We start from the raw sequence: 20,666 nt of genomic DNA on the forward strand, positions 1-20,666 counted from the left end.
GAAAGCAAGCGGTTGTTATCGGTAAATAAATCTTAACTAATTCGTTAATTATCTTTAGTTACCACTTCATCATAAGCTAATGCCAGTTACCACGCAAGTATTCGCATTAGTGAATTAAACCGTTAAAGGAATTGGATGTAATTCCATGGTTAAAGGTTCCCCTTCAACGTCCGTATCAACGACGAAAGAACCATTCGAGTAACGCGCACTCACTGGATGATCATCGCTCAAAATCGAGTGATGCTTATCGCGAGTAGTCAAGACATCCAGCGCAGTTCCAGTACTACCTGCATCTAATAAGACGTAGTCAGCGACCCGGTGCGGATTGTTCTTCAATTCGCGAAGAACTTGGACCCCACGTCGAGCTCGACTGGTGACTGGAATATCAGCCACCTTCATCTTCTTGAACGATCCACGTTGCGTAATTAACGCAATCAGGTCAGTTTCATTGGCGATAGTCGCTCGCACGATTGCGTCATCACGAAGATCCATTGACTTAACCCCAACGGCTTTTGCACCAGTTGTTGGGACTTCACTGAGATCATAGCGTAAGCCGTAACCGTGCTGTGTAATCAATACTAATGTCCCAGTTGGAGCCTGTGGCAAGTATTTCACTGAAACGACCATGGAATCGTCCGATTTAAGCTTCATAAACTGACTTGCTCTGGTCTTATAAGTTCGACCAGGAACGTATTCCTCGAAAGCTGTTTGCTTAATGTAACCGTCGTTCGTCGCAATCAAGAATTTCCCAGTTGCCTTTAAGTTTTCAAAACTAAAGACCCAAGTAATTCGTTCATTATCAGCTAAACCAATCGTTTGCGAAATGTGCTCACCAGTGTCTTTCCACTTAGCGTCCGCAATTTCATAAACAGGCCGGTAGATCAGATGTCCCATGTTGGTAAACATCATCAAGTGATCTAGCGTACTGTTCTTCTCCAGGTAGATTGGATAGTCTTCATCTTTAAGACCATTATCGTCCGGTTCAGAAGCAGTGTAAGAACGTAGACTAGTCCGCTTGATATACCCATCGTGACTGATCATGACGACCACGTCTTCTTGTGGAATCACAACTTCGGTCTTAACCTTTAGTTCTTGAATTTCAGTCTGAATTTCAGTTAAACGATGTGTTGGATAGTATTTTTGAATCTTCTTGAGTTCACGACGCAAGACTTCATCTAATTTTTTAGGCTGGGCAAGAATCAGTTGATAGCTCGCAATATCGTCAGCTAATTCAGCCGCTTCTTTTTCAAGCTGCGTCACATCGGTATTCGTCAAGCGGTACAGTTGCATCGTGACGATTGCTTCCGCTTGAATCTCGCTGAAATCAAACTTGTCTACCAAGTTTTGCTTAGCATCCCGTTTATCCTTACTACCTCGAATCGTCTGGATAACTTGATCCAAGATCGACATCGCTTTGATCAGTCCTTGAACGATATGTTGCCGATCAGTGGCCTTCTTCAGGTTAAACTGTGTCCGCCGAGTAATCACGTCACGTTGATGTTCCAGGTATGCCGATAGGATCAACTTGAGACCAACGTGTTCTGGACGTTGATGATAAATGGCAACCATGTTGAAGTTATACGTGATCTGTAGGTCAGTATTCTTAAACAAGTACGTCAAGATACCGTCCGCATTCACATCCCGCTTCAATTCAATGACGATTGACAGACCCTTACGATCACTTTCATCACGGACTTCGGCAATCCCTTCGATCTTCTTCATAATCCGAATTTCATCGATCTTTTTAACTAATTGTGCCTTATTAACTTCATACGGAATCTCAGAAACTTCGATCTGGGTCTTATTACCCTTGATCGGTACGATCTGCGTACGTGAACGCACAACGATTCGACCCCGACCCGTTTCGTAAGCCTGCTTAATCCCAGCAAGCCCCTGGATAATCCCACCAGTTGGGAAATCAGGTCCCTTTACAAAGTCCATTAAATCATCCAGCGTTGCCTTAGGATGATTCATAAGGAATAACACCGCGTCAATAACCTCACTTAAGTTGTGAGGTGGAATTTCCGTGGCATATCCAGCTGAGATCCCGGTTGCACCATTAACCAGTAAGTTGGGAAAACGAGCGGGCAAGACCGTTGGTTCATATTCAGTATCATCAAAGTTTAAAACCATATCAACGGTTTTCTTATCGATGTCCTGTAACATTTCGCCAGAAATCTTACTTAAACGCGCTTCGGTATACCGCATTGCGGCTGCCGGATCGCCATCCATTGACCCGTTATTACCGTGCATCTCAATTAATGGTTCGCGTAACTTCCAATCTTGACTAAGACGAACCATCGCCTCATAGATTGAAGAGTCACCATGGGGGTGAAAATTACCCATGATATTACCAACTGACTTGGCTGACTTACGAAAAGCCTTGTCAAAAGTATTCCCATCTTGATTCATCGCGTACAAGATCCGACGTTGAACGGGTTTTAAGCCATCACGAATATCTGGCAAGGCCCGTTCTTGGATAATATACTTGGAATAACGGCCAAAACGGTCGCCCATGACTTCTTCAAGGGTTAGTTCTTGAATGTTTGATTGTTCTTCAGTTGCCATTTCACGACCCCCTTTAGTGCTCTAATTGCTGGGCCAATTCTTCATCAGCCTGTTCATGCGCGGATGAAACAGCTTGATTGTCCAATAAAGACCCATCTTCATCAAGATTAAAATGTACATTACTTTCTATCCATTTACGACGGGGTTCAACTTTATCACCCATTAGCGTTGTAACCCGTTTTTCAGCAAGCGCTGCGTCGTCAATTCTAACACGTACCAGTGTCCGTACTTCGGGATCCATCGTGGTTTCCCACAACTGCTCAGCATTCATTTCACCAAGTCCCTTATAACGTTGCAAGGCATAGCCCTTACCAAAAGTCTTCGTACGCAAGGCTAATTCATCGTCAGTCCAAGCATATTCCGTCCGTAATTGTTTACCTTGTTTTTTCTGTAACCGGTACAGCGGCGGTAATGCAATGTAGATCTTACCCGCATCAATCATCGGCCGCATGTATTTATAGAAGAAAGTTAAGAGTAGCACTTGAATATGAGCACCATCGGTATCGGCATCGGTCATAATAATAACCTTGTCGTAGTTGCTGGATTCAATATCAAACTCTGGACCGACACCAGCACCGATCGTATAGATCATGGTGTTGATTTCTTCATTTTTAACGATGTCAGCTAATTTAGCCTTTTCCGTATTCAAGACCTTACCTCGTAACGGTAAGATAGCCTGAAACTTACGATCACGGCCCTGTTTAGCAGAACCACCGGCCGAATCACCTTCAACTAGAAAGAGTTCGTTACGCTTGGCATTTTTAGACTGCGCCGGCGTTAATTTTCCAGATAACAGGCGTTCCTGCTTATGGCGACGCTTGCCATTACGGCTCTCATCTCGAGCTTTACGTGCTGCTTCTCGAGCTTGGCGGGCCGTCGTTGACTTCCGGATCAGCATCTGTGCAAATTCCCCGTTTTCCATTAAGAAGAATTGGAGTTGCTCACTAACCACGTTGTCAACGATCATGCGCGCTTCTGGTGTCCCCAGCTTTTCCTTCGTTTGTCCTTCAAACTGTAATAAGTTCTCGGGAATCCGAAGTGAAACTACTGCAGAAAGTCCTTCACGAACATCGGAACCTTCTAAGTTCTTGTCCTTTTCCTTCAACAAGCCCACTTTACGCGCGTATTCGTTAAAAGCTTTGGTCCACGCGCTACGAAAACCAGCTTCGTGTGTCCCACCATCTGGCGTACGCACGTTATTAACAAAGGATAACAGGTTTTCAGAGTAGCCGTCATTGTATTGAGCAGCGACCTCGACTTCAACACCGTCCTTGGTGCCATCGAAGAACATGACGTCACCTAGCGTATCCTTATCTTCGTTTAAGTAATTGACGAATGCTTTAATACCATCTTCAAAATAAAATTCCAGCGCTTGTTCCTGATTCTCACGTTCATCGGTTAAAGTGATCTTAACTCCTTTAAGTAAAAAGGCTGATTCCCGTAATCGTTCAGCGAGCGTTTGGAAATTATAAACCGTGGTGGTGAAGATGCTAGCGTCTGGTTTAAACGTAATCGTCGTACCGTTGGGCTTATTAGTCTTGCCCTTCTTTTCAAGGGTCCCAACCGGATGACCACCGTCTTTAAAATGTTCTACATAGCGGTAGCCATCACGAATGATGGTTACTGTAAGCTCAGTCGAAAGTGCGTTAACCACACTAGCACCGACCCCATGTAACCCACCAGACGTCTTGTAGCCACCCTGACCGAATTTACCACCCGCATGAAGCACTGTTAAAATTACTTCAGCAGTTGGAATTCCAGAAGCGTGCATCCCAACTGGCATCCCACGCCCATGATCGACAACGGTAATACTATTATCTGCATGAATCGTGACATTAATCTCGTTACCGTAACCAGATAACGCCTCATCGACAGCATTATCAACAATTTCGTAGACTAAATGATGGAGTCCGCGGCCGTCCGTTGAGCCGATATACATCCCAGGACGCTTTCGAACGGCTTCTAATCCTTCAAGTACTTGGATTGAAGAGTCATCATATTCTTGACCTTTTTTTGCCATTCTTACAACTCCTTTTGAATTTTAATTAAGTTAAGTTCGTATTAGCAACGGCTGACGGCAACCGATATTAGCTCGGTACACAGCGCCTATCACTAACGGTAACCTAGTTTAGAGTCTTGCTATTTTGGGCTCGTCAGGTTAATCAGTAGTTAGCATACGCTAAAATAACCAGTTTAGCAAACATACGTTCGCAACAACTGATCAACCTATCCATCCATAAAAAATAAGCCACTTACTAGCTTACCTCATGTTGATTCTAAGCGCCAGTTCAAAAATTAATCTTAGTCCTAGCCCGACGAGACCGTAAAAGTCGCGGCTAATCTTGTAGTTAGCGCTTTAATAGTGATAGCATCAAGCTTCCGGACATATAATAATTAGAAAAAAGTCACGTATTTTTCGCAATTACTGGTCGATGTCCTAATTTTTCGATTAATTTATTCCCATGATTAACAAAATAATGCTAAAATATTGAAGTGATTCTATTGCGGGAGGAACTCATTGTGAAAATACTAATCATGTTAGTCGTCGCCTACTTAATCGGCGCGATTCCTTCGGGAGTCATTATCGGCAAGCTATTCTTTCATACCGATATCCGCCAAGCAGGTAGCGGCAATATTGGCACAACCAACACCTATCGTGTGCTTGGCCCAACTGCCGGTACGATCGTTATGGCAATGGATATCTTAAAAGGAACCATTGCGGCGCTACAGCCATCGCTGCTATTCCATATGAATAATCGTTATACGCTACTCATCGGACTAGCTGCAATTTTAGGCCACACCTTCTCAATCTACATTGGTTTCAAAGGTGGTAAAGCCGTTGCAACCAGTGCCGGTATTCTACTAGCCTATAACTGGCAATTCTTCTTAATTGCCAGTGCAATCATGTTCACCCTCGTATACGTGACGAGCATGGTCAGTGTTGCTAGTATGACGGCCTTTCCAATTGTAACGTTGATTGCGATCTTCTACTACCAGGATTGGTTACTGTCACTCGTAGCACTAGTATTAACGGTCTTCATCTTCTATCGCCATCGGACTAATATCGCACGGATTAAGAACGGAACTGAATCCTTAGTTCATTTTGGTCTCGGTTGGCGACGGCAACAACGTAACAAAGACAACTAATCAAGTGGGACTACTCATAATGGGTGGTCTTTTTTGATGGATTGGACTAAGCTTATTGCTGGGGTTGATTTGTTTTGTAATTTAGTTAAAGTAACAAGTTACATATTGTACTAATTAAAAGCTACCGCAACGAATAACCTTTGAGGTGTCCTCCAGTTCATTCATCCCACAAAAAAAGAGTCGTTTTAAAGTAAACGGCCCTTTCAACTAAAACTTATTTAGAAAAATTTCACTGCGTACTGAGCATCAAACGTTTGGTTAGCTGCTAGGCGATTAATGCCCATCTTATGGCTTAATTGACCATCTGAAGCAACATTATCCGCAATCCCCCACCATGGCTCTAAACAAACGAATGGGCCTTCTGCTGGGTATGGTGACCACATGCCGACATATGGGGCGTTCTCGATGGTCATCGCAACCCCGTGATCGTCAAGGTCAGAACTCAACATTACCGTGGTCTCCTGGTGATCCAAGTCCAAGATGATTGCGTCATCTTTAAATAGGTCCCGCGTCAACGCTAATGGCTTCGTTAAATCAAAATCCGTCGTGTTCTCAGCGTCATTTAAAGGCGCCTGTAATGGAATGTGTGGATAGACCTTCCGTGGGGCTACTGTGATTGAATAATTCTCTAAGGTAGCCGCTGGATCAGCTAACGGTACATTGAAAGCTGGGTGCCCACCAATTCCAAACAACAATTCCTGATTAGCAGGGTTGTGCACTTGGTAGCCGACGGTCAGTTCATGATCGGTTAACGTGTAGATCAAACGTAATTGGAATGCGTATGGGTACATTTCGCGGGTAGCAGCACTATCCGTTAATTCCAACGTTGCCTGCGTTGCGGTCTGTTCAACGACCGTAAACTCATTATCACGAGCAAAGCCGTGTTGGCCCATATGATAAGTTTGACCCGCAACGGTATACTGATCATCCTTTAGACGACCAACGATTGGGAATAAGACAGGTGCGTGGCGACCCCAGAACTTGGGATCAGCTTGCCACATGTACTCGATACCATCCGCTGACTTCACACTACTCAATTCGGCCCCCGCCTCATTGATCTGAACCGTTAAATAATCATTCTTTAACTCAACTGTCATTCTTGCAACTCCCTTAATTATAGAATATAACGACTTAAATCTTTATCCTTAGCAATGTTGCCGATACGTTCATTGACGTAACTTTCGGTAATCGTTACTTCGCCCATTTCCATATCTGGACCTTCGTAGAGTAATTCTTCTAATAACTTCTCTAAAACGGTGTGTAAACGGCGCGCACCGATATTTTGCGTTTCATGGTTGACCTTAAAGGCAATTCCAGCAATGGCTTCAATCGCTTCGATAGTAAAGGTTACCTTGATATTGTCCGTACCAATCAAAGCAATATACTGCTTGATCAACGCGTTCTTAGGTTCCGTTAAAATCTTAACAAAATCATCTTTGCTGAGGTCATCTAATTCAACCCGAATTGGGAAACGACCCTGTAATTCTGCAATCAAATCACTGGGCTTACTTTCGGCAAAGGCACCTGAGGCCACGAAGAGAATGTGGTCCGTATTGATAGAACCATACTTCGTTGAGATCTGTGAGCCTTCAACGATTGGTAAAATATCACGCTGAACACCTTCACGTGAAACTTCACCAGAACTCTGTTGGCCGCCCTTAGTGATCTTATCAATTTCATCAATAAAGATGATCCCGGTATTTTCGGCACGTACAATCGCATCATGATAGATATCCGCATTGTTAACGAGCTTTTCGGATTCTTCACGCACCAGAACTTCACGTGCTTCTGATACGGGCATTGTCCGTTGAATCCGCTTCTTAGGCATTAAGGCACCGAGACTGTCACCCAGGTCGATTCCCATTTGGCCTAACATGTTATTGTTGCCGGCTGCATTCTGTTGTGGATCATCCATGTCGATTGTAACTTCGGAGTTTTCCAATAAGCCGCTTCGTAATTGGTCAGCAACGGTTAAACGTTGGTTGCGAACTTCATCCGTCACATCTTCCTTATTTGGATCTTCCATATTCGGTGTCTGTCCGTTTTGCATCTGGTTGAACATACTCATCATGTTCTGGAAGTCGTTACCGTTACGATTATTCTGTTTCTTTTTGGCAGCTGGTACCAACAATTTTACTAAACGCTTGTCGGCAGCTTGCACTGCTTTAGCGCGGACACCTGAGTAGGCTTCTTGCTTTTCCATCTCAATAGCCACGTCGACTAAGTCACGGACCATTGATTCAACGTCACGACCGACGTAACCAACTTCGGTAAACTTAGTGGCTTCGACCTTAACAAATGGTGCTTGAACGATCTTAGCTAACCGGCGAGCAATTTCGGTCTTACCGACCCCGGTAGGTCCGATCATCAACATATTTTTAGGGGTGATTTCTTCCTGCATGTCAGCAGATAGTTCCATCCGACGGTAACGATTCCGTAAAGCAATCGCAACGGCTTTTTTCGCTTGGTTTTGACCAATCACATAATTATCTAGTGCGGCAACGATCTGTTTAGGCGTTTTATTGATTTGTTCCATGAGTATCCCTCCGATTAGAATGTTTCTGAAATAACGTTGTGGTTCGTAAAGATATCGATGTCACCAGCAATATTAATCGCTGCTTCAGCAACTTCTTTGGCACCCATGTCTGGGGCGTGCAGTTGCATTGCCCGGGCTGCGGATAACGCGAAGTTACCACCAGAACCAATAGCTAGCACGTCGTTATCTGGGGTGATGACTTCGCCACTCCCAGAAACAAGTAACATTTCATCTTTATTCATGACGATCAAGAGGGCTTCTAACTTTTGTAAGGCCTGATCACTACGCCATTCCTGTGCTAATTCAACGGCTGCACGTTGGAGATTACCTGAAAATTCATTGAGTTTCTTTTCAAAACGGTCTTCCAAGTTGAAGGCATCAGCGACACTGCCGGCAAAACCAACAACGACCTGATTATCATAGATGCGGCGGACCTTATGAGCGGTACCCTTCATAATGACCTTTTCACCCATGGTTACTTGACCATCACCAGCCATTGCATTGTGCCCATTTTGGCGTACGGCACAGATTGTTGTTGCTTCAAATTTTACTGTCATGTTCAGTCTCCTTTATGCTTTCCCGCGTTGCTCGCGGAAAGAAGTTTCGATAGTCTTGTTGTAAGTGTTCTTTAGTCACGTGCGCATAGATCTGCGTCGTGGATAAACTCGTATGACCTAATAGTTCCTGCACCGTCCGTAAGTCGGCCCCATTATTCAACATCTGGGTCGCAAACGTATGCCGTAGCATATGGGGATGGATATCCGCAGTCAGACTGCTTTTTTTGACAATCTGATTCAAGACGTATTCGATGCCCCCACCGGTAATTGCGCCACCGTGACGGTTGATGAAGACCATCGTATGAGTCTGCTCATATTTGGCCATCACCGGCGTCCGACAGATTTCGTAATAGTGTTGCAGGGCTGTCGCCGCGTACCGTCCAAACGGCACGTAACGCTCCTTGTCACCCTTCCCACGTATCAGCATCATCTTGAGTTCAAAATCGACGTCGCTTAATCTGAGGTCGACACATTCACTCAAACGAATCCCGGTACCATACAGTACTTCTAATAAAGCCGCGTTACGAACACCCATCACGCTGTCATCCGCATAAACCGTTTGGAAGAGGACGTCCAATTCCTTCTGATAGAAGAATCGGGGCAAGCGGGGGGCGTGCTTCTTGAGTTGCACGTACACGAAGGGATTCACTTTAGCTAAATCATTCTTAACTAAAAAGTTATAGAACGACCGTAAACTAGAAACCTTCCGCGCAATCGAGTTACGGGTTAAATGGCGGTCATACAGATGGCTTAAATATACGTTGACATCCAAACGGTCAACTTCAGTATACGCTTTCGCACCGCCGTTTGCCGTTAAGAAATCATTAAAAGCCTGAATATCTTCCCGGTAAGCCGCAGCCGTCTCATCCGAGTATTGACGTTCAACCCGAATGTACTTCAGAAAAAGCGGTAAATAGTCTGTTTCCATATAAAAAAACCTCCATCCAATGCCACTTTAGCAAAGTCTGGAGGAAAACACAATTATGCACCCTGTTGATTAGTCAGTAATCGTCAAAGCTTCTGTTTTGAAAGTCGTTAAGTCGGCTAATGCCCGTTCTGAGATTGCCGTATTACGTTCGCGCTTATCGCGGACGCGTTGACCAAGCTTAGGCATGATTCCGAAGTTCGCGTTCATTGGTTGGAAATGCGTTGCACTCGTGTGGGTAATGTAATTAGCCATCGCCCCCAGCATCGTATCAACTGGGAAAACGACGGGTTCTAATCCTAAAGCTAACCGTGCCGCATTAGTCCCAGCAACGATTCCGCTCCCAGCACTTTCGATGTAGCCTTCAACCCCCGTCATTTGACCGGCGAAGAATAAGTCGGAACGCTGTTTAGTCTGGTAAGTTGGTTCTAGTAACTTGGGTGACTTCATAAACGTATTACGATGCATGACACCGTAACGAACGAATTCGACGTTTTCAAGTCCTGGAATCATTGAGAAGACCCGCTTCTGTTCCCCCCATTTAAGATGCGTCTGGAAGCCAACGATATTGTAAAGTTCACCGGTGGCATCGTCTTGACGTAATTGAACGACGGCGAATGGTTGTTTACCGGTCTTAGGATCTTCAAGACCAACCGGCTTCAATGGGCCAAACAACATCGTCTGACGACCGCGTTGGGCCATGACTTCGATCGGCATACAGCCTTCAAAGACATCCGAATTTTCAAAGTCATGGGCTTCAGCCATTTCAGCGTTGATCAAGGCTTCATAAAAAGCATCAAATTCTTCTTCAGTCATTGGACAATTTAAATAAGCGGCTTCGCCACGATCATAGCGGGACTTCAAGTAGACCTTGTCCATATCGATCGAATCCTTAGTCAAGATCGGTGCAGCGGCATCAAAGAAGTGTAAGTCATCTTCTTCGTTGAAGTCTTGGATTGACTTAGCAAGTGAGGCTGCCGTTAAAGGACCGGTTGCCACGACCGTAATCCCTTCTGGTAAGGTGGTCATTTCTTCATTAATAATTTCGACGTTTGGTAAGTTCGTAATCGATTCGGTGATCTCAGCTGAGAACGTGTCACGGTCGACGGCTAAGGCGCCACCGGCTGGAACAGAGTGATGTTCGGCTGATTGCATGACGATCGAATCCATTTGACGCATTTCGGCCTTTAATAAACCGGCCGCATTAGCTAGTTGATTAGCCCGTAATGAGTTCGTACAAACTAATTCCGCAAATTGTGCGGTGTGGTGCGCTGGGGTCATTTTGCTTGGTCGCATTTCGTATAGGCGAACGTTGACGCCCATGTTGGCGATTTGCCAAGCGGCTTCGGAACCCGCAAGTCCCGCGCCGATTACATTTACAGTTGGTGTTGATGCCATCCTGATTTCCTCTTTTCTTAAATCCATACCGTTGATAGTATTGAAGTAATCATAACCGAGAAACTGATAGAATACAAACAAACTTGCTAGCCCGATTGATATTAAAAAGCGCTAATCAGATCAAACGCGAACTTTATTTAGATGTTTATTCTAATTCCCCGGGGAAATAATTATTATCCCCTTATAATCAAGAACAATCCGCTCCAATTCATTATAATTGTTCGCAAATAAAAGAAGCAACCATCCGCGATGATTGCTTCTTTTATTAAACCATTTTTACTTTTGGACGTCTTCCTTATAGTCGCCGTTAGGGCAAAGGACCTGTTTACCACCCTTGACCTTCTTTTCAACCAAGTAGTGACCGTCTTTAGGACAATCACGACCAACTGGCTTATCCCATGAGACAAAGTCACATTCTGGGAAACGGGAACAACCGTAGAAAATCCGGTTCTTCTTGGACTTACGCTCAATCACTTGGCCCTTCTTACATTGTGGGCAGATGATCCCGATCTCTTTAACAATCGCCTTAGTATTACGACAATCTGGGAAACGAGAACAAGCGAAGAACTTACCGTAGCGACCCATCTTAACAACCATTGGGGCCCCACACAAGTCACAGTTGAAGCCGGCCAGTTCATCTTTAATCTGGATTTTCTCCATACTCTCTTCAGCCGTCGCAACTTCTTTAGAGAACGGCTTATAGAAACTATCGACAACTTCAACCCAGTTCTCTTTACCTTCTTCAGTCGCATCCAACTGCTCTTCAAGCGTGGCGGTAAAACCAGCATTAACGACATCCGGGAAGTATTCCTGAATAATATCGTTAACGATTTCTCCTAATTCAGTAGGAACGAAACGCCGGGCTTCTATTTTCACGTAGTACCGTCGTTGAATCGTATCTAGCGTTGGTGCGTACGTTGACGGACGACCAACCCCATTTTCTTCCAGCGCCTTGATCAAGTTCGCTTCAGAATAGCGAGCTGGTGGCTGAGTGAAATGTTGTTGGGGATCAGTCTTCGATAACGTCACGACATCACCTTCACTGAGATCTGGCAAGACATTATTTTTCTCAGTCTTATCATAGATTTTCGTGAACCCAGCAAACTTGGTCTTAGACCCGTTTGCCCGGAACTGGACGTCATTTTGATCGATGGTAACTGCCATCGTATCTAAAACTTCCGGTGTCATCTGGCTGGCAACAAACCGTGACCAGATTAATTGGTATAAACGGAATTGGTCTTTAGTCAGATAATCCTTGATACTGGCAGGGGTTCGGAAGACAGAAGATGGTCGAATTGCCTCATGGGCATCCTGAGCACCTTCTGGTAATTTACCCTTAACCGGTTTGATGGCTGCATACTCTTCCCCGTATTCTTTATGCAAGAATTGAGAAGCTTCGTGCTTAGCAATCGAAGAGATCCGGGTTGAGTCAGTACGCATATAGGTGATTAGTCCCACATTACCGTCCTTACCAACGTTGATTCCTTCATATAATTGTTGTGCTGCCATCATCGTTTTACGCGTCCGGAAGTTCAACTTCCGGTTAGCATCCTGTTGCATGGTTGACGTCGTAAATGGTGGTGATGGGAACCGTTTACGTGCCTTCTTAACAACCTTGACCACGTCAAAGTTGCCGTTACGGTCCAACTGTTTTAAAATCTTTTGAACCGCGTCGTTGTCGTCCAACGGCTGCTTCTTGTTATGCGTCCCATAGAAACTAGCCATGAACTTAGAACGACCTTTTTGGAATTCACTGTCGATCGTCCAATATTCTTGAGGCTCAAACGCCTTGATGGCTTTTTCACGTTGGATAATCAAATCAAGTGCAATCGACTGCACCCGCCCAGCGGACAGGCCCTTCTTGACCTTCTTCCACAGTAGCGGACTAATCGAATAACCCACTAAGCGGTCTAAGATCCGACGCGCTTGTTGGGCGTCAACCAAGTCCATATCGATTGAACGGGGTTCCTTAAAGGCATTTTTAACGGTATCTTTCGTAATTTCATTGAAGACGACCCGGTTCTTGTCTTTAGGATCAAGACCTAATAAGTAAGATAAGTGCCACGCAATTGCTTCCCCTTCACGATCCGGATCAGATGCGAGGTAGACGGCTTTGGCCTTTTTAGCTTCCTTACGCAGGTTCTTGATGACGTCACCCTTACCACGAATTGAGATGTAGTGAGGTTCGTACTCGTTGTCGACGTCGACCCCCATCTTACTTTTAGGCAAGTCCCGGATATGGCCCAGACTGGCCACAACCTTATATGAACGTCCTAAATATTTTTCAATCGTTTTCGCCTTCGAAGGTGATTCCACGATTACTAATTTCTTAGCGGGAGTTTTAGGTTTACGCTTTGTTGCGGTCTTGGTTTTTGTTGCGGGTTTCCGCTTTGTCGCCGGTTTGGCTTTAGTTGTACTAGTAGCCACGCGATCAGCTCCTTACAGGTTTTTATTATAATTACAATCAAGTTTAGTTTAATAAATCCCTGTAATCATATTTCAAAAATTTACGCTTGTCAAATTTCAGGTAAAAACTCTTCTATTATATGTTGCGAATTTAGTACTGGTTTCGCCCCAGCCACGATCAATTGGTTACAACCGACCGATAGCGGCGCATCTATTGGGCCGGGTACTGCGAGCACGTTACGGTTATTTTGCAACGCCAAATTAGCGGTAATCAAGCTCCCGGAATGCTCCCGAGCTTCGACGACCACTAACGTTTGGCATAGTCCCGCAATAATGCGGTTACGTTCGACAAAATGATACCGTTCAGGTCCAACGCCCAGCGGGTACTCGCTGATAAGTAAACCGACCTGACTAACTTGCTGTTGCAGTTCAGCGTGTGTGCGCGGATAACTGATATCTAGGCCCGTGCCAATAATTGCAATCGTCGGCAATTGGTATTTCAAGGCAGTCTGATGTGCACAGCCATCCGCTCCCTTAGCTAACCCACTCACAATCGTAATCCCATGTTGCGCTAAAGGGGCTACCAGTTGATCAATGACCCGCGCGGCGTATGGACTGGCCTGACGCGCACCAACCATCGCTAACTGCCGTGTTGCCAGTAGTTCCCGATGACCTCGCAGAAACAGCACTAGTGGTGGGTGATAACTCTCTAGTAACGCCACCGGGTAGTCCGCATCCAGAATCGTCAGAATATCGACGTTAGCATGACGTTGTAACCGCCGTTGAAAGTCATCACTACACCAATCAGCCACAAACCGTCGCCGCCGATTAACCGGCATTTTAGCAATCACGGTCAGTTGCCGTGGATCCGTCACAACCACGTGTCGCTTTCGACAGTATTGAAAGATTTTGACCCGTTCACCGTAACCAATTCCGCGAGCTAATTGTAGCCGCACCAATAAACTTCGTAATTGCATCGACTCACTCCTTAATAAGGGCATACCACCAGAACAACTAGTGATCACATGCTTTATTAAGTAGTTACGTCGTTAAGCTAACCCAGCATTTCTAACTGGTGAAAAAGATTGGCGATGAATGGCCGTTGCACCGAGTGTTTGTAAGCCAGCTAAGTGTTTCGCCGTGCCGTAGCCCATATTACCTGCAAAGTCGTAACCTGGATAGACTTGATCATACATGACCATTAAGTTGTCCCGAACGACTTCGCCACGATACTAGCCGCTGAAATACTGGCACTCTTTGCATCACCCTTGATCAAACGAGTCTGCTCAATGGGAACGGGAACTTGCATTGCATCAACTAACAGTAGCGTTGGTTGCACGTCCAAGTTAGTCACCGCTTGGGCCATTGCCACCCGCGTTGCTTCATAGATATTCAACCGATCGATCTGTTGGGCATCCGCAATCCCGATACCAACAGCCACAGCTTCTTCCAAAATTTTAGGTATCAGTTCCAGTCGTTTCTTAGCCGTCAGTTGCTTGGAGTCGTTAACTTCTAGCAGATCAAAGTCTGGTCGAATGACCACGGCTGCCGTGACAACTGGTCCAGCCAGCGGGCCACGGCCAACTTCATCGATGCCGGCCACGTATTGACCACCCTGAGCCCAGAAATCACGTTCCAGACGCATATGCTGTTCAAGACGTGTGACAAGTGCCGCGTGCTTCTCCGCCTGTTTTAAATACCGCTGGTAAGCTTGCTGAACACCTTTACGCGGATCATTCTGCGCAGCCATTAAGATTTCTTCAGTAGGCTGATCAGCCAACAACTGCTTGAATTCGGCAATCGTCCGCTCAGGCATCCTGTTGGTCTCCCGATAAATCAAGGGTGAAGCGACCCAGACGACCCTTACGAATATCTAACAAGAAGGCCACGCAGAAACGTTCCCAATCATCACGCATGCCGGCATTCTTCGTCATGACCAGCAATAATTCAGGACTAGGTAGTTCTAATTGTTCTTCCGTAACGCGGTACCGTTTAATTAATTGATTAGCATAGTGTTCCTTGTAGAAGTCGAGTGCGAACAATGCCACGTCGTCGTTTGGATAAATATTTTCCTTGATAGCACCAGTCACTGCTAGCTTAGTCCCAACGAGTTGATCCTCAAACTTTGGCCATAAAATCCCGGGCGTATCGAGTAACTCCAATTTATTAGAAGCTTTCAGCCACTGTTGTCCCTTGGTTACACCAGGGCGATCTCCGACTTTAGCAATCTTCTTATTGATTATGTGATTGAGTAACGTTGATTTACCCACGTTAGGGATTCCGACACAGACTGCTCGAATTGGTCGGTTAGTAATGCCGCGGGCTTCGATTTTGGCTAATTTATCCGCCAACATCTCGGTTGCAGCTTGGGTGATCTGCTTACCAATTGTCACGCTACGTGAATCAATCGCAATCGCAGTCTGCCCCTGTTCCTGATAGTACTTAACCCAGTCAGCCGTCGCTTGTGGATCAGCTAAATCTTTTTTTGTCATCAATAATAGATGGGGCTTTTGCTTGATAACTTTTTCAATCGCTGGGTTGCGTGAAGCGACTGGAATCCGAGCATCTACCAATTCAAAAACGATATCAACTAAGTGTAAGTTATCTTCAATCTGATGAATGGCTTTCGCCATGTGTCCTGGGTACCATTGAATATTTGCCATTAATAATCTTCCTTTCGCCCAGTTACGGGCACGTCCATTAGTCAGTTACCTTCCATCATACCGGCAAACGGATGAAAACGCCAGTTAGTTCAACTCTAATACATTAGCTAACATCTTTAACAAAAACAATTCTCATTTGAAATCCAGCTCGAAAAACTTGTTCCATAGTTTGAGCAATTTGTATTTGACTTAATATTGAAAGCTGATGAACTGAGGTTAGAATCCCTTGATTAATTAACACACATACAAACTCAAATTTTTTATTTTCAAGTGCCCCTTGCTTTAACTCTGCAGGAACAGCTAATCCTTTGACTTTATGCTTAGACTCTTCTTCAAAATTTGTATTAATAAATTCATAAAGCCCAGAATCACTATTTTGCAACAAACTCATAGAAGTCAGTAATTGACCCAAACAATGACTTAAATTTCCACCATTTTTTCCACGTTTAACATGTACTACTTCAAAATGGTCATCCCCATAACATGTCATTAAATCACAAGGTTCAATATTGCCAGTAGCAATCCCCAAGGTTCCCGCATACTTTTCTCTCAATGAAAATCTTTTACTCGGATCATCTAATAATATTAGATTCTTCTTCATTTTAAGATTATGCTTCAACATTCTTTTATTATAGGTGTTTTCTGCTTTTTGAGGATCAATCTTATCTTCTTGACTAAAATCAAGAAAATCAGTCTCATTTATACCCACCTTCACTAAATTAATATATCGATCTATTTTTTGAATCGCTGTAACTGGCACTTCATACCATTTACCTTCAAAAAGAAATATTCGATTATTTATTGAACTATTTGAATATAGAAGTAATTGATACAATGAATGCACATGTGGCCCTAAATCAATCTTTATAGACTTAAGTTTATTAAATAATTTATTCCTGTCTAAAGTTGAATTATATTTGATTTGATAATCAACAAAAGCAGAAATTATCTCTGACCCAACAATTTCATTAATATTGGAAAATTTAAAATTTTTCAAACCCTTAACTACAAATGTATACTCATCCCTGTCCTCATAATCAAAATTATCAATTACATCAATATCATTTAAGTCAACGTACTTTTTTTCCATCCTCGCCTTACATAATTTCACAAATTCAGTAATGACGGGATTGTCAGCAACTGTGTAACGGTCATTTGCTAACGATTTCAGACCATCTATTCCCAGTTGATCCTTCTGATTAGGATCCAAATAAATCTTTACAAAATTAGCTAATGCACTTAATTGAGTACCAATACTTTTAAAACCACTATAAAAAGCCAGCTCTTTAAAACCTCCTATTTTTATTTCTGTTGCTCCATGTTTATATAATGTTTCAATTTTTTTTAGAATACTCTGTAATGAATTGTTGTTTACTAAATCGATAGGAATGGCCCTCGATCCAGCAGATTTAGATGAAATATTAACTGGTGAATTTCTAAGCACTGTTGAATTAGAGGCAGAAATAAAATTTTTCAAACCCACTGCTCTATATATTTTTTCTCCAAAGTCAGGTTCGAAAAGACTCATTTGGATTGGTGTAGTTCCTCTTCCAAACGATAATCCTAAAGTTACTTTTTTTAATTTTTTATCAGCTTTAACTTTAAATGTGTAGATAACAAAGAATGACTGTGTGCCCCCAGCATTAGGTACTAATGCATCTTCAGAAAATGCATTCAGATTATTCGTCCAATTAGGTGTAGTCTGATTTTGAGAATATTCAATGATAAAACCACTCACCGGCTTATATCCTGATTTTATTCCTTTCAATAAATTTGAATTTAATTTTCTCTCCTTTATTTCTCCCATAGGCGGTGTTTCTCCTAAAAAGTCTGATTTCAAAAAAGACTTATAATCAGCAACATCAATTTCCATATCTTGTTTTAATAAATACGCAGAAACTTTTGATGGCACAAACAAATTTCCCCCTCCAATACCTAGTTAATCTTATCTTATAAAAAATTATAATTGAATAAGTATAAAATTCAATTATAATTTTCGATTGATAATTAAATTATCTCCTAATAATCATGAGATAAAAGGCATCCAACCAAGTCGGTTAGATGCCTTTTATTCAATCTTAGTTCGTTTGTTCGATCAATTTCATCGCCGCGTCATAGGCCCGATCGTTGTCACTGATCTTATTTGCTAATTCGGTTTCGATCTTAGCTAAGGTCTGCTTATCAACCTTACCCGTGGCCGTCAACTTAGCGTGTTGTTGATAGGCTTTAACGGCTGAAGTGGTTGAATCACCAAAGTAGCCGTTGACCGTTCCCTTGAAATACCCCAAGGCTTGCAAGTACTTCTGGAACGTCTTGACATTATCATTAACTTTGTCAGCTTGAAGATCGCTGAGCTTGCTAATCAGTGTCAAACTAGCGTAACTTGGTTCGTCAGCTTTAACATCAGGAGTTAAGCCCTTCTTGTTGATCCAAGTGCCATCTGGCGTTAACCATTTAGCAACCGTGATCTTCATTTCAGTCTTATCCTTGAACGAAGTGACCGTCTGGACAGTCCCTTTACCATACGATTTAGACCCAACCAGTTTAACACCAGCTGATTGTTTCAAGGCCGCTGAGAAGATTTCTGCCGCTGAAGCACTCCCGCCATCGATCAAGACCGTTGTTGGCTTAGTTTCCTTGAAACCACCATCATACTTACTTGAAGCGGTGTACTTTTCAGTCGAACCATCACGAGCTTGTACCTGCATGATCGTCTTACCGTCCTTCAAGAAGATTGAAGCCATTTTAAGTGCCGCTGTCATCAGACCACCAGGATTACCCCGCATGTCAATGACAAGCTTCTTAGCACCCTTCTTGTCCAAGGCTTTCAAAGCTGTCTTGAATTCTTTAGCTGTATTGGTTGAGAAAGTTGAAACGGTAATATAACCGATCTTCTTACTGCCGCCAACCATCTTGTAATCAACGGTCGTTACTGGAATCTTGGCCCGCTTCAAGCTGACCGTAAACGTCTCACCACTGCGTTCGATTTCCAGTTTAACGGTCGTGCCAACTTTACCGCGCATCATGTTAACGGCTTGCGTCAAAGTCTTACCGGCAACCGACTTACCATTGACTGACTTAATCACGTCTTTAGGCTTAAGGCCGGCTTTTTTTGCTGGTGTCCCAGCAATTGGCGAGATGATTTGAATATAGTTACCCGATTTTTGAACTTGAGCACCGATACCAGAGAATGAACTGTCGATCGTATCGTTCAAGCTTTCGGTCTCACTCTTATCCATATACTCAGAGAACTTATCACCTAACGAATTGACCATCCCGTTGATGGCACCATTCGCTAATTTATTCGCATTAACTGGTTCGTAGTAATTTTGACTGATTGTTTCGTAGACCGACTCGATCTTACTCATCGCACTACTGGTCTGCTTCATCTGACTGATCTGGGCGTTAACCGCACGGCCGATGAACCAGTACGTGCCACCAACCCCGATTCCCAGGGCGACGACAATCGAAATAATATAAGTCCATAACCCAACTTGACGCTTAGGTCGTGGCGTTTTCTTCACATCAGGCTTAACCTGTTTGGGTTCCTCTGGCATGCCGAACTTCCTCTTTCCTACTTATAATTTAAGCTTCACTAGCTAGATAAGCTTGCCATGCATCGTCAAAGATCGTCATGGTTGGTAAGTAACCGGCGTTTAATTCCAAATACTGCGATAGATCATGAAAATCCTTATCCTGTTTAGGAAATGATTGATCTAAAAACGCGTTATTGGCAAATTCAGCAACGGCATCGGTACTATTTGGATTACGCTGCGTCATCAGATACTCGTAAAACGTTTTGTGCATGAATTCACCCCTAATCGCTGACCTTTGGAATGTGCATTTCAAACTTCAACAGATCATTCTTCAAGTCTACCTTATCAACACTGTAACGAACATCATTCTTACCTACGATCTTGTTCAAATAGAGGCTGATGGTCTTCTTATTCGCATCCAGCTTAACCCATTTAGGCGTTTTGTAATTATTATTAATATAGTTAATAACAAAACTGATTGGTAAGGACATCGTTCCGACAGATAAGTTAGTGGCCTTCAATGAAATATTACCGTCGTCAATCACGCTTGGTTGCATCGTGATTACGAAGGAAACATTCTGCCCTAATACTTGGGTCGTTCCTAGGAGGTAAGCACCCGTTTTGCGAACGACGAACCGGTATTTAAGATCCTGACCCTTTTGTAAGTCATTCAAATAATAGTTCGCTAGCGCATTCAACTGGTTACGGTCCATTGTAATCGGCACACTGGCCGCTGACGTATTACTGGTCTTCGTGATCGTGGTCGATTCACTAGGTGACCGCAAGACTTGGGTTCCCATATAGACCCCGGTACCCACAATAAGTGCAATCAATACGATTGCGACCCATTTCCAAATATTAATTGCACCAGTTAAGCGGGGTTTCTTAGGCGTGGTTGGTTGCTTAGTTCGCTTTGCTTCACGCATCAGA

Annotated in this window: 15 protein-coding genes and 1 pseudogene; 1 reads left to right on the forward strand and 15 read right to left on the reverse strand. The window is 43.7% G+C overall.

Annotated features, from left to right (window positions below; translation table 11 throughout):
• Positions 1-114: 114 nt before the first annotated feature.
• On the reverse strand, positions 115-2,568 hold the full coding sequence (gene parC, locus ACG95_RS06425; RefSeq protein ID WP_047999739.1) for a DNA topoisomerase IV subunit A: 2,454 nt from the start codon (positions 2,566-2,568) through the stop codon (positions 115-117).
• Between the two features lie 13 nt (positions 2,569-2,581).
• On the reverse strand, positions 2,582-4,588 hold the full coding sequence (gene parE, locus ACG95_RS06430; protein WP_047999740.1) for a DNA topoisomerase IV subunit B: 2,007 nt from the start codon (positions 4,586-4,588) through the stop codon (positions 2,582-2,584).
• Between the two features lie 500 nt (positions 4,589-5,088).
• Here parE and plsY point away from each other — a divergent pair, with 500 nt between their 5' ends.
• Positions 5,089-5,715: a glycerol-3-phosphate 1-O-acyltransferase PlsY gene (plsY, locus tag ACG95_RS06435; protein WP_082137322.1), complete on the forward strand. Its 627-nt coding sequence runs from the start codon at positions 5,089-5,091 to the stop codon at positions 5,713-5,715.
• A gap of 218 nt (positions 5,716-5,933) precedes the next feature.
• Here the strand turns inward: plsY and ACG95_RS06440 are convergent, their stop codons facing one another.
• The 13 genes and pseudogenes from ACG95_RS06440 to ACG95_RS06500 all read right to left on the reverse strand — a co-directional run bounded on the left by ACG95_RS06440 (position 5,934) and on the right by ACG95_RS06500 (position 20,662).
• Positions 5,934-6,812, reverse strand: a complete 879-nt coding sequence (locus ACG95_RS06440) for an aldose 1-epimerase family protein (protein WP_047999741.1) — start codon at positions 6,810-6,812, stop codon at positions 5,934-5,936.
• A gap of 17 nt (positions 6,813-6,829) precedes the next feature.
• Entirely contained in the window at positions 6,830-8,251 is a 1,422-nt protein-coding gene (hslU, locus tag ACG95_RS06445) for an ATP-dependent protease ATPase subunit HslU (RefSeq protein ID WP_047999742.1), read from the reverse strand.
• 14 nt (positions 8,252-8,265) lie between these two features.
• Positions 8,266-8,808 (reverse strand): HslVU peptidase proteolytic subunit, encoded by a 543-nt coding sequence (hslV, locus tag ACG95_RS06450; RefSeq protein ID WP_047999743.1) that lies wholly within the window; start codon positions 8,806-8,808, stop codon positions 8,266-8,268.
• Entirely contained in the window at positions 8,792-9,736 is a 945-nt protein-coding gene (xerC, locus tag ACG95_RS06455) for a tyrosine recombinase XerC (protein WP_047999744.1), read from the reverse strand. The genes hslV and xerC overlap by 17 nt, the downstream gene beginning before the upstream one ends.
• Positions 9,737-9,805: 69 nt before the next feature.
• A complete protein-coding gene (gene trmFO, locus ACG95_RS06460) occupies positions 9,806-11,131 on the reverse strand; it encodes an FADH(2)-oxidizing methylenetetrahydrofolate--tRNA-(uracil(54)-C(5))-methyltransferase TrmFO (protein ID WP_047999745.1) in 1,326 nt (441 codons plus the stop codon).
• A 276-nt stretch (positions 11,132-11,407) separates the two neighbouring features.
• The gene (gene topA / locus ACG95_RS06465; protein WP_047999746.1) at positions 11,408-13,558 is read right to left on the reverse strand and encodes a type I DNA topoisomerase; all 2,151 of its coding nucleotides are present in this window, start codon (positions 13,556-13,558) and stop codon (positions 11,408-11,410) included.
• A gap of 89 nt (positions 13,559-13,647) precedes the next feature.
• On the reverse strand, positions 13,648-14,514 hold the full coding sequence (dprA, locus tag ACG95_RS06470) for a DNA-processing protein DprA (protein WP_047999747.1): 867 nt from the start codon (positions 14,512-14,514) through the stop codon (positions 13,648-13,650).
• Positions 14,515-14,586: 72 nt separating this feature from the next.
• Positions 14,587-15,353 (reverse strand): annotated as a pseudogene (locus ACG95_RS06475) (ribonuclease HII).
• Positions 15,346-16,200, reverse strand: a complete 855-nt coding sequence (ylqF, locus tag ACG95_RS06480) for a ribosome biogenesis GTPase YlqF (RefSeq protein ID WP_047999748.1) — start codon at positions 16,198-16,200, stop codon at positions 15,346-15,348. The pseudogene ACG95_RS06475 and the gene ylqF overlap by 8 nt, the downstream one beginning before the upstream one ends.
• A 103-nt stretch (positions 16,201-16,303) precedes the next feature.
• Positions 16,304-18,112, reverse strand: a complete 1,809-nt coding sequence (locus ACG95_RS06485) for a DUF6119 family protein (RefSeq protein WP_152668298.1) — start codon at positions 18,110-18,112, stop codon at positions 16,304-16,306.
• 166 nt (positions 18,113-18,278) lie between these two features.
• Positions 18,279-19,757: a S41 family peptidase gene (locus ACG95_RS06490; RefSeq protein ID WP_047999750.1), complete on the reverse strand. Its 1,479-nt coding sequence runs from the start codon at positions 19,755-19,757 to the stop codon at positions 18,279-18,281.
• Between the two features lie 28 nt (positions 19,758-19,785).
• Entirely contained in the window at positions 19,786-20,007 is a 222-nt protein-coding gene (locus ACG95_RS06495) for a YozE family protein (RefSeq protein WP_047999751.1), read from the reverse strand.
• Between the two features lie 10 nt (positions 20,008-20,017).
• On the reverse strand, positions 20,018-20,662 hold the full coding sequence (locus ACG95_RS06500; protein WP_047999752.1) for a YpmS family protein: 645 nt from the start codon (positions 20,660-20,662) through the stop codon (positions 20,018-20,020).
• Between the last annotated feature and the right edge of the window lie 4 nt (positions 20,663-20,666).

Source organism: Lactiplantibacillus herbarum (assembly GCF_001039045.1).
Lineage (GTDB): Bacteria > Bacillota > Bacilli > Lactobacillales > Lactobacillaceae > Lactiplantibacillus > Lactiplantibacillus herbarum.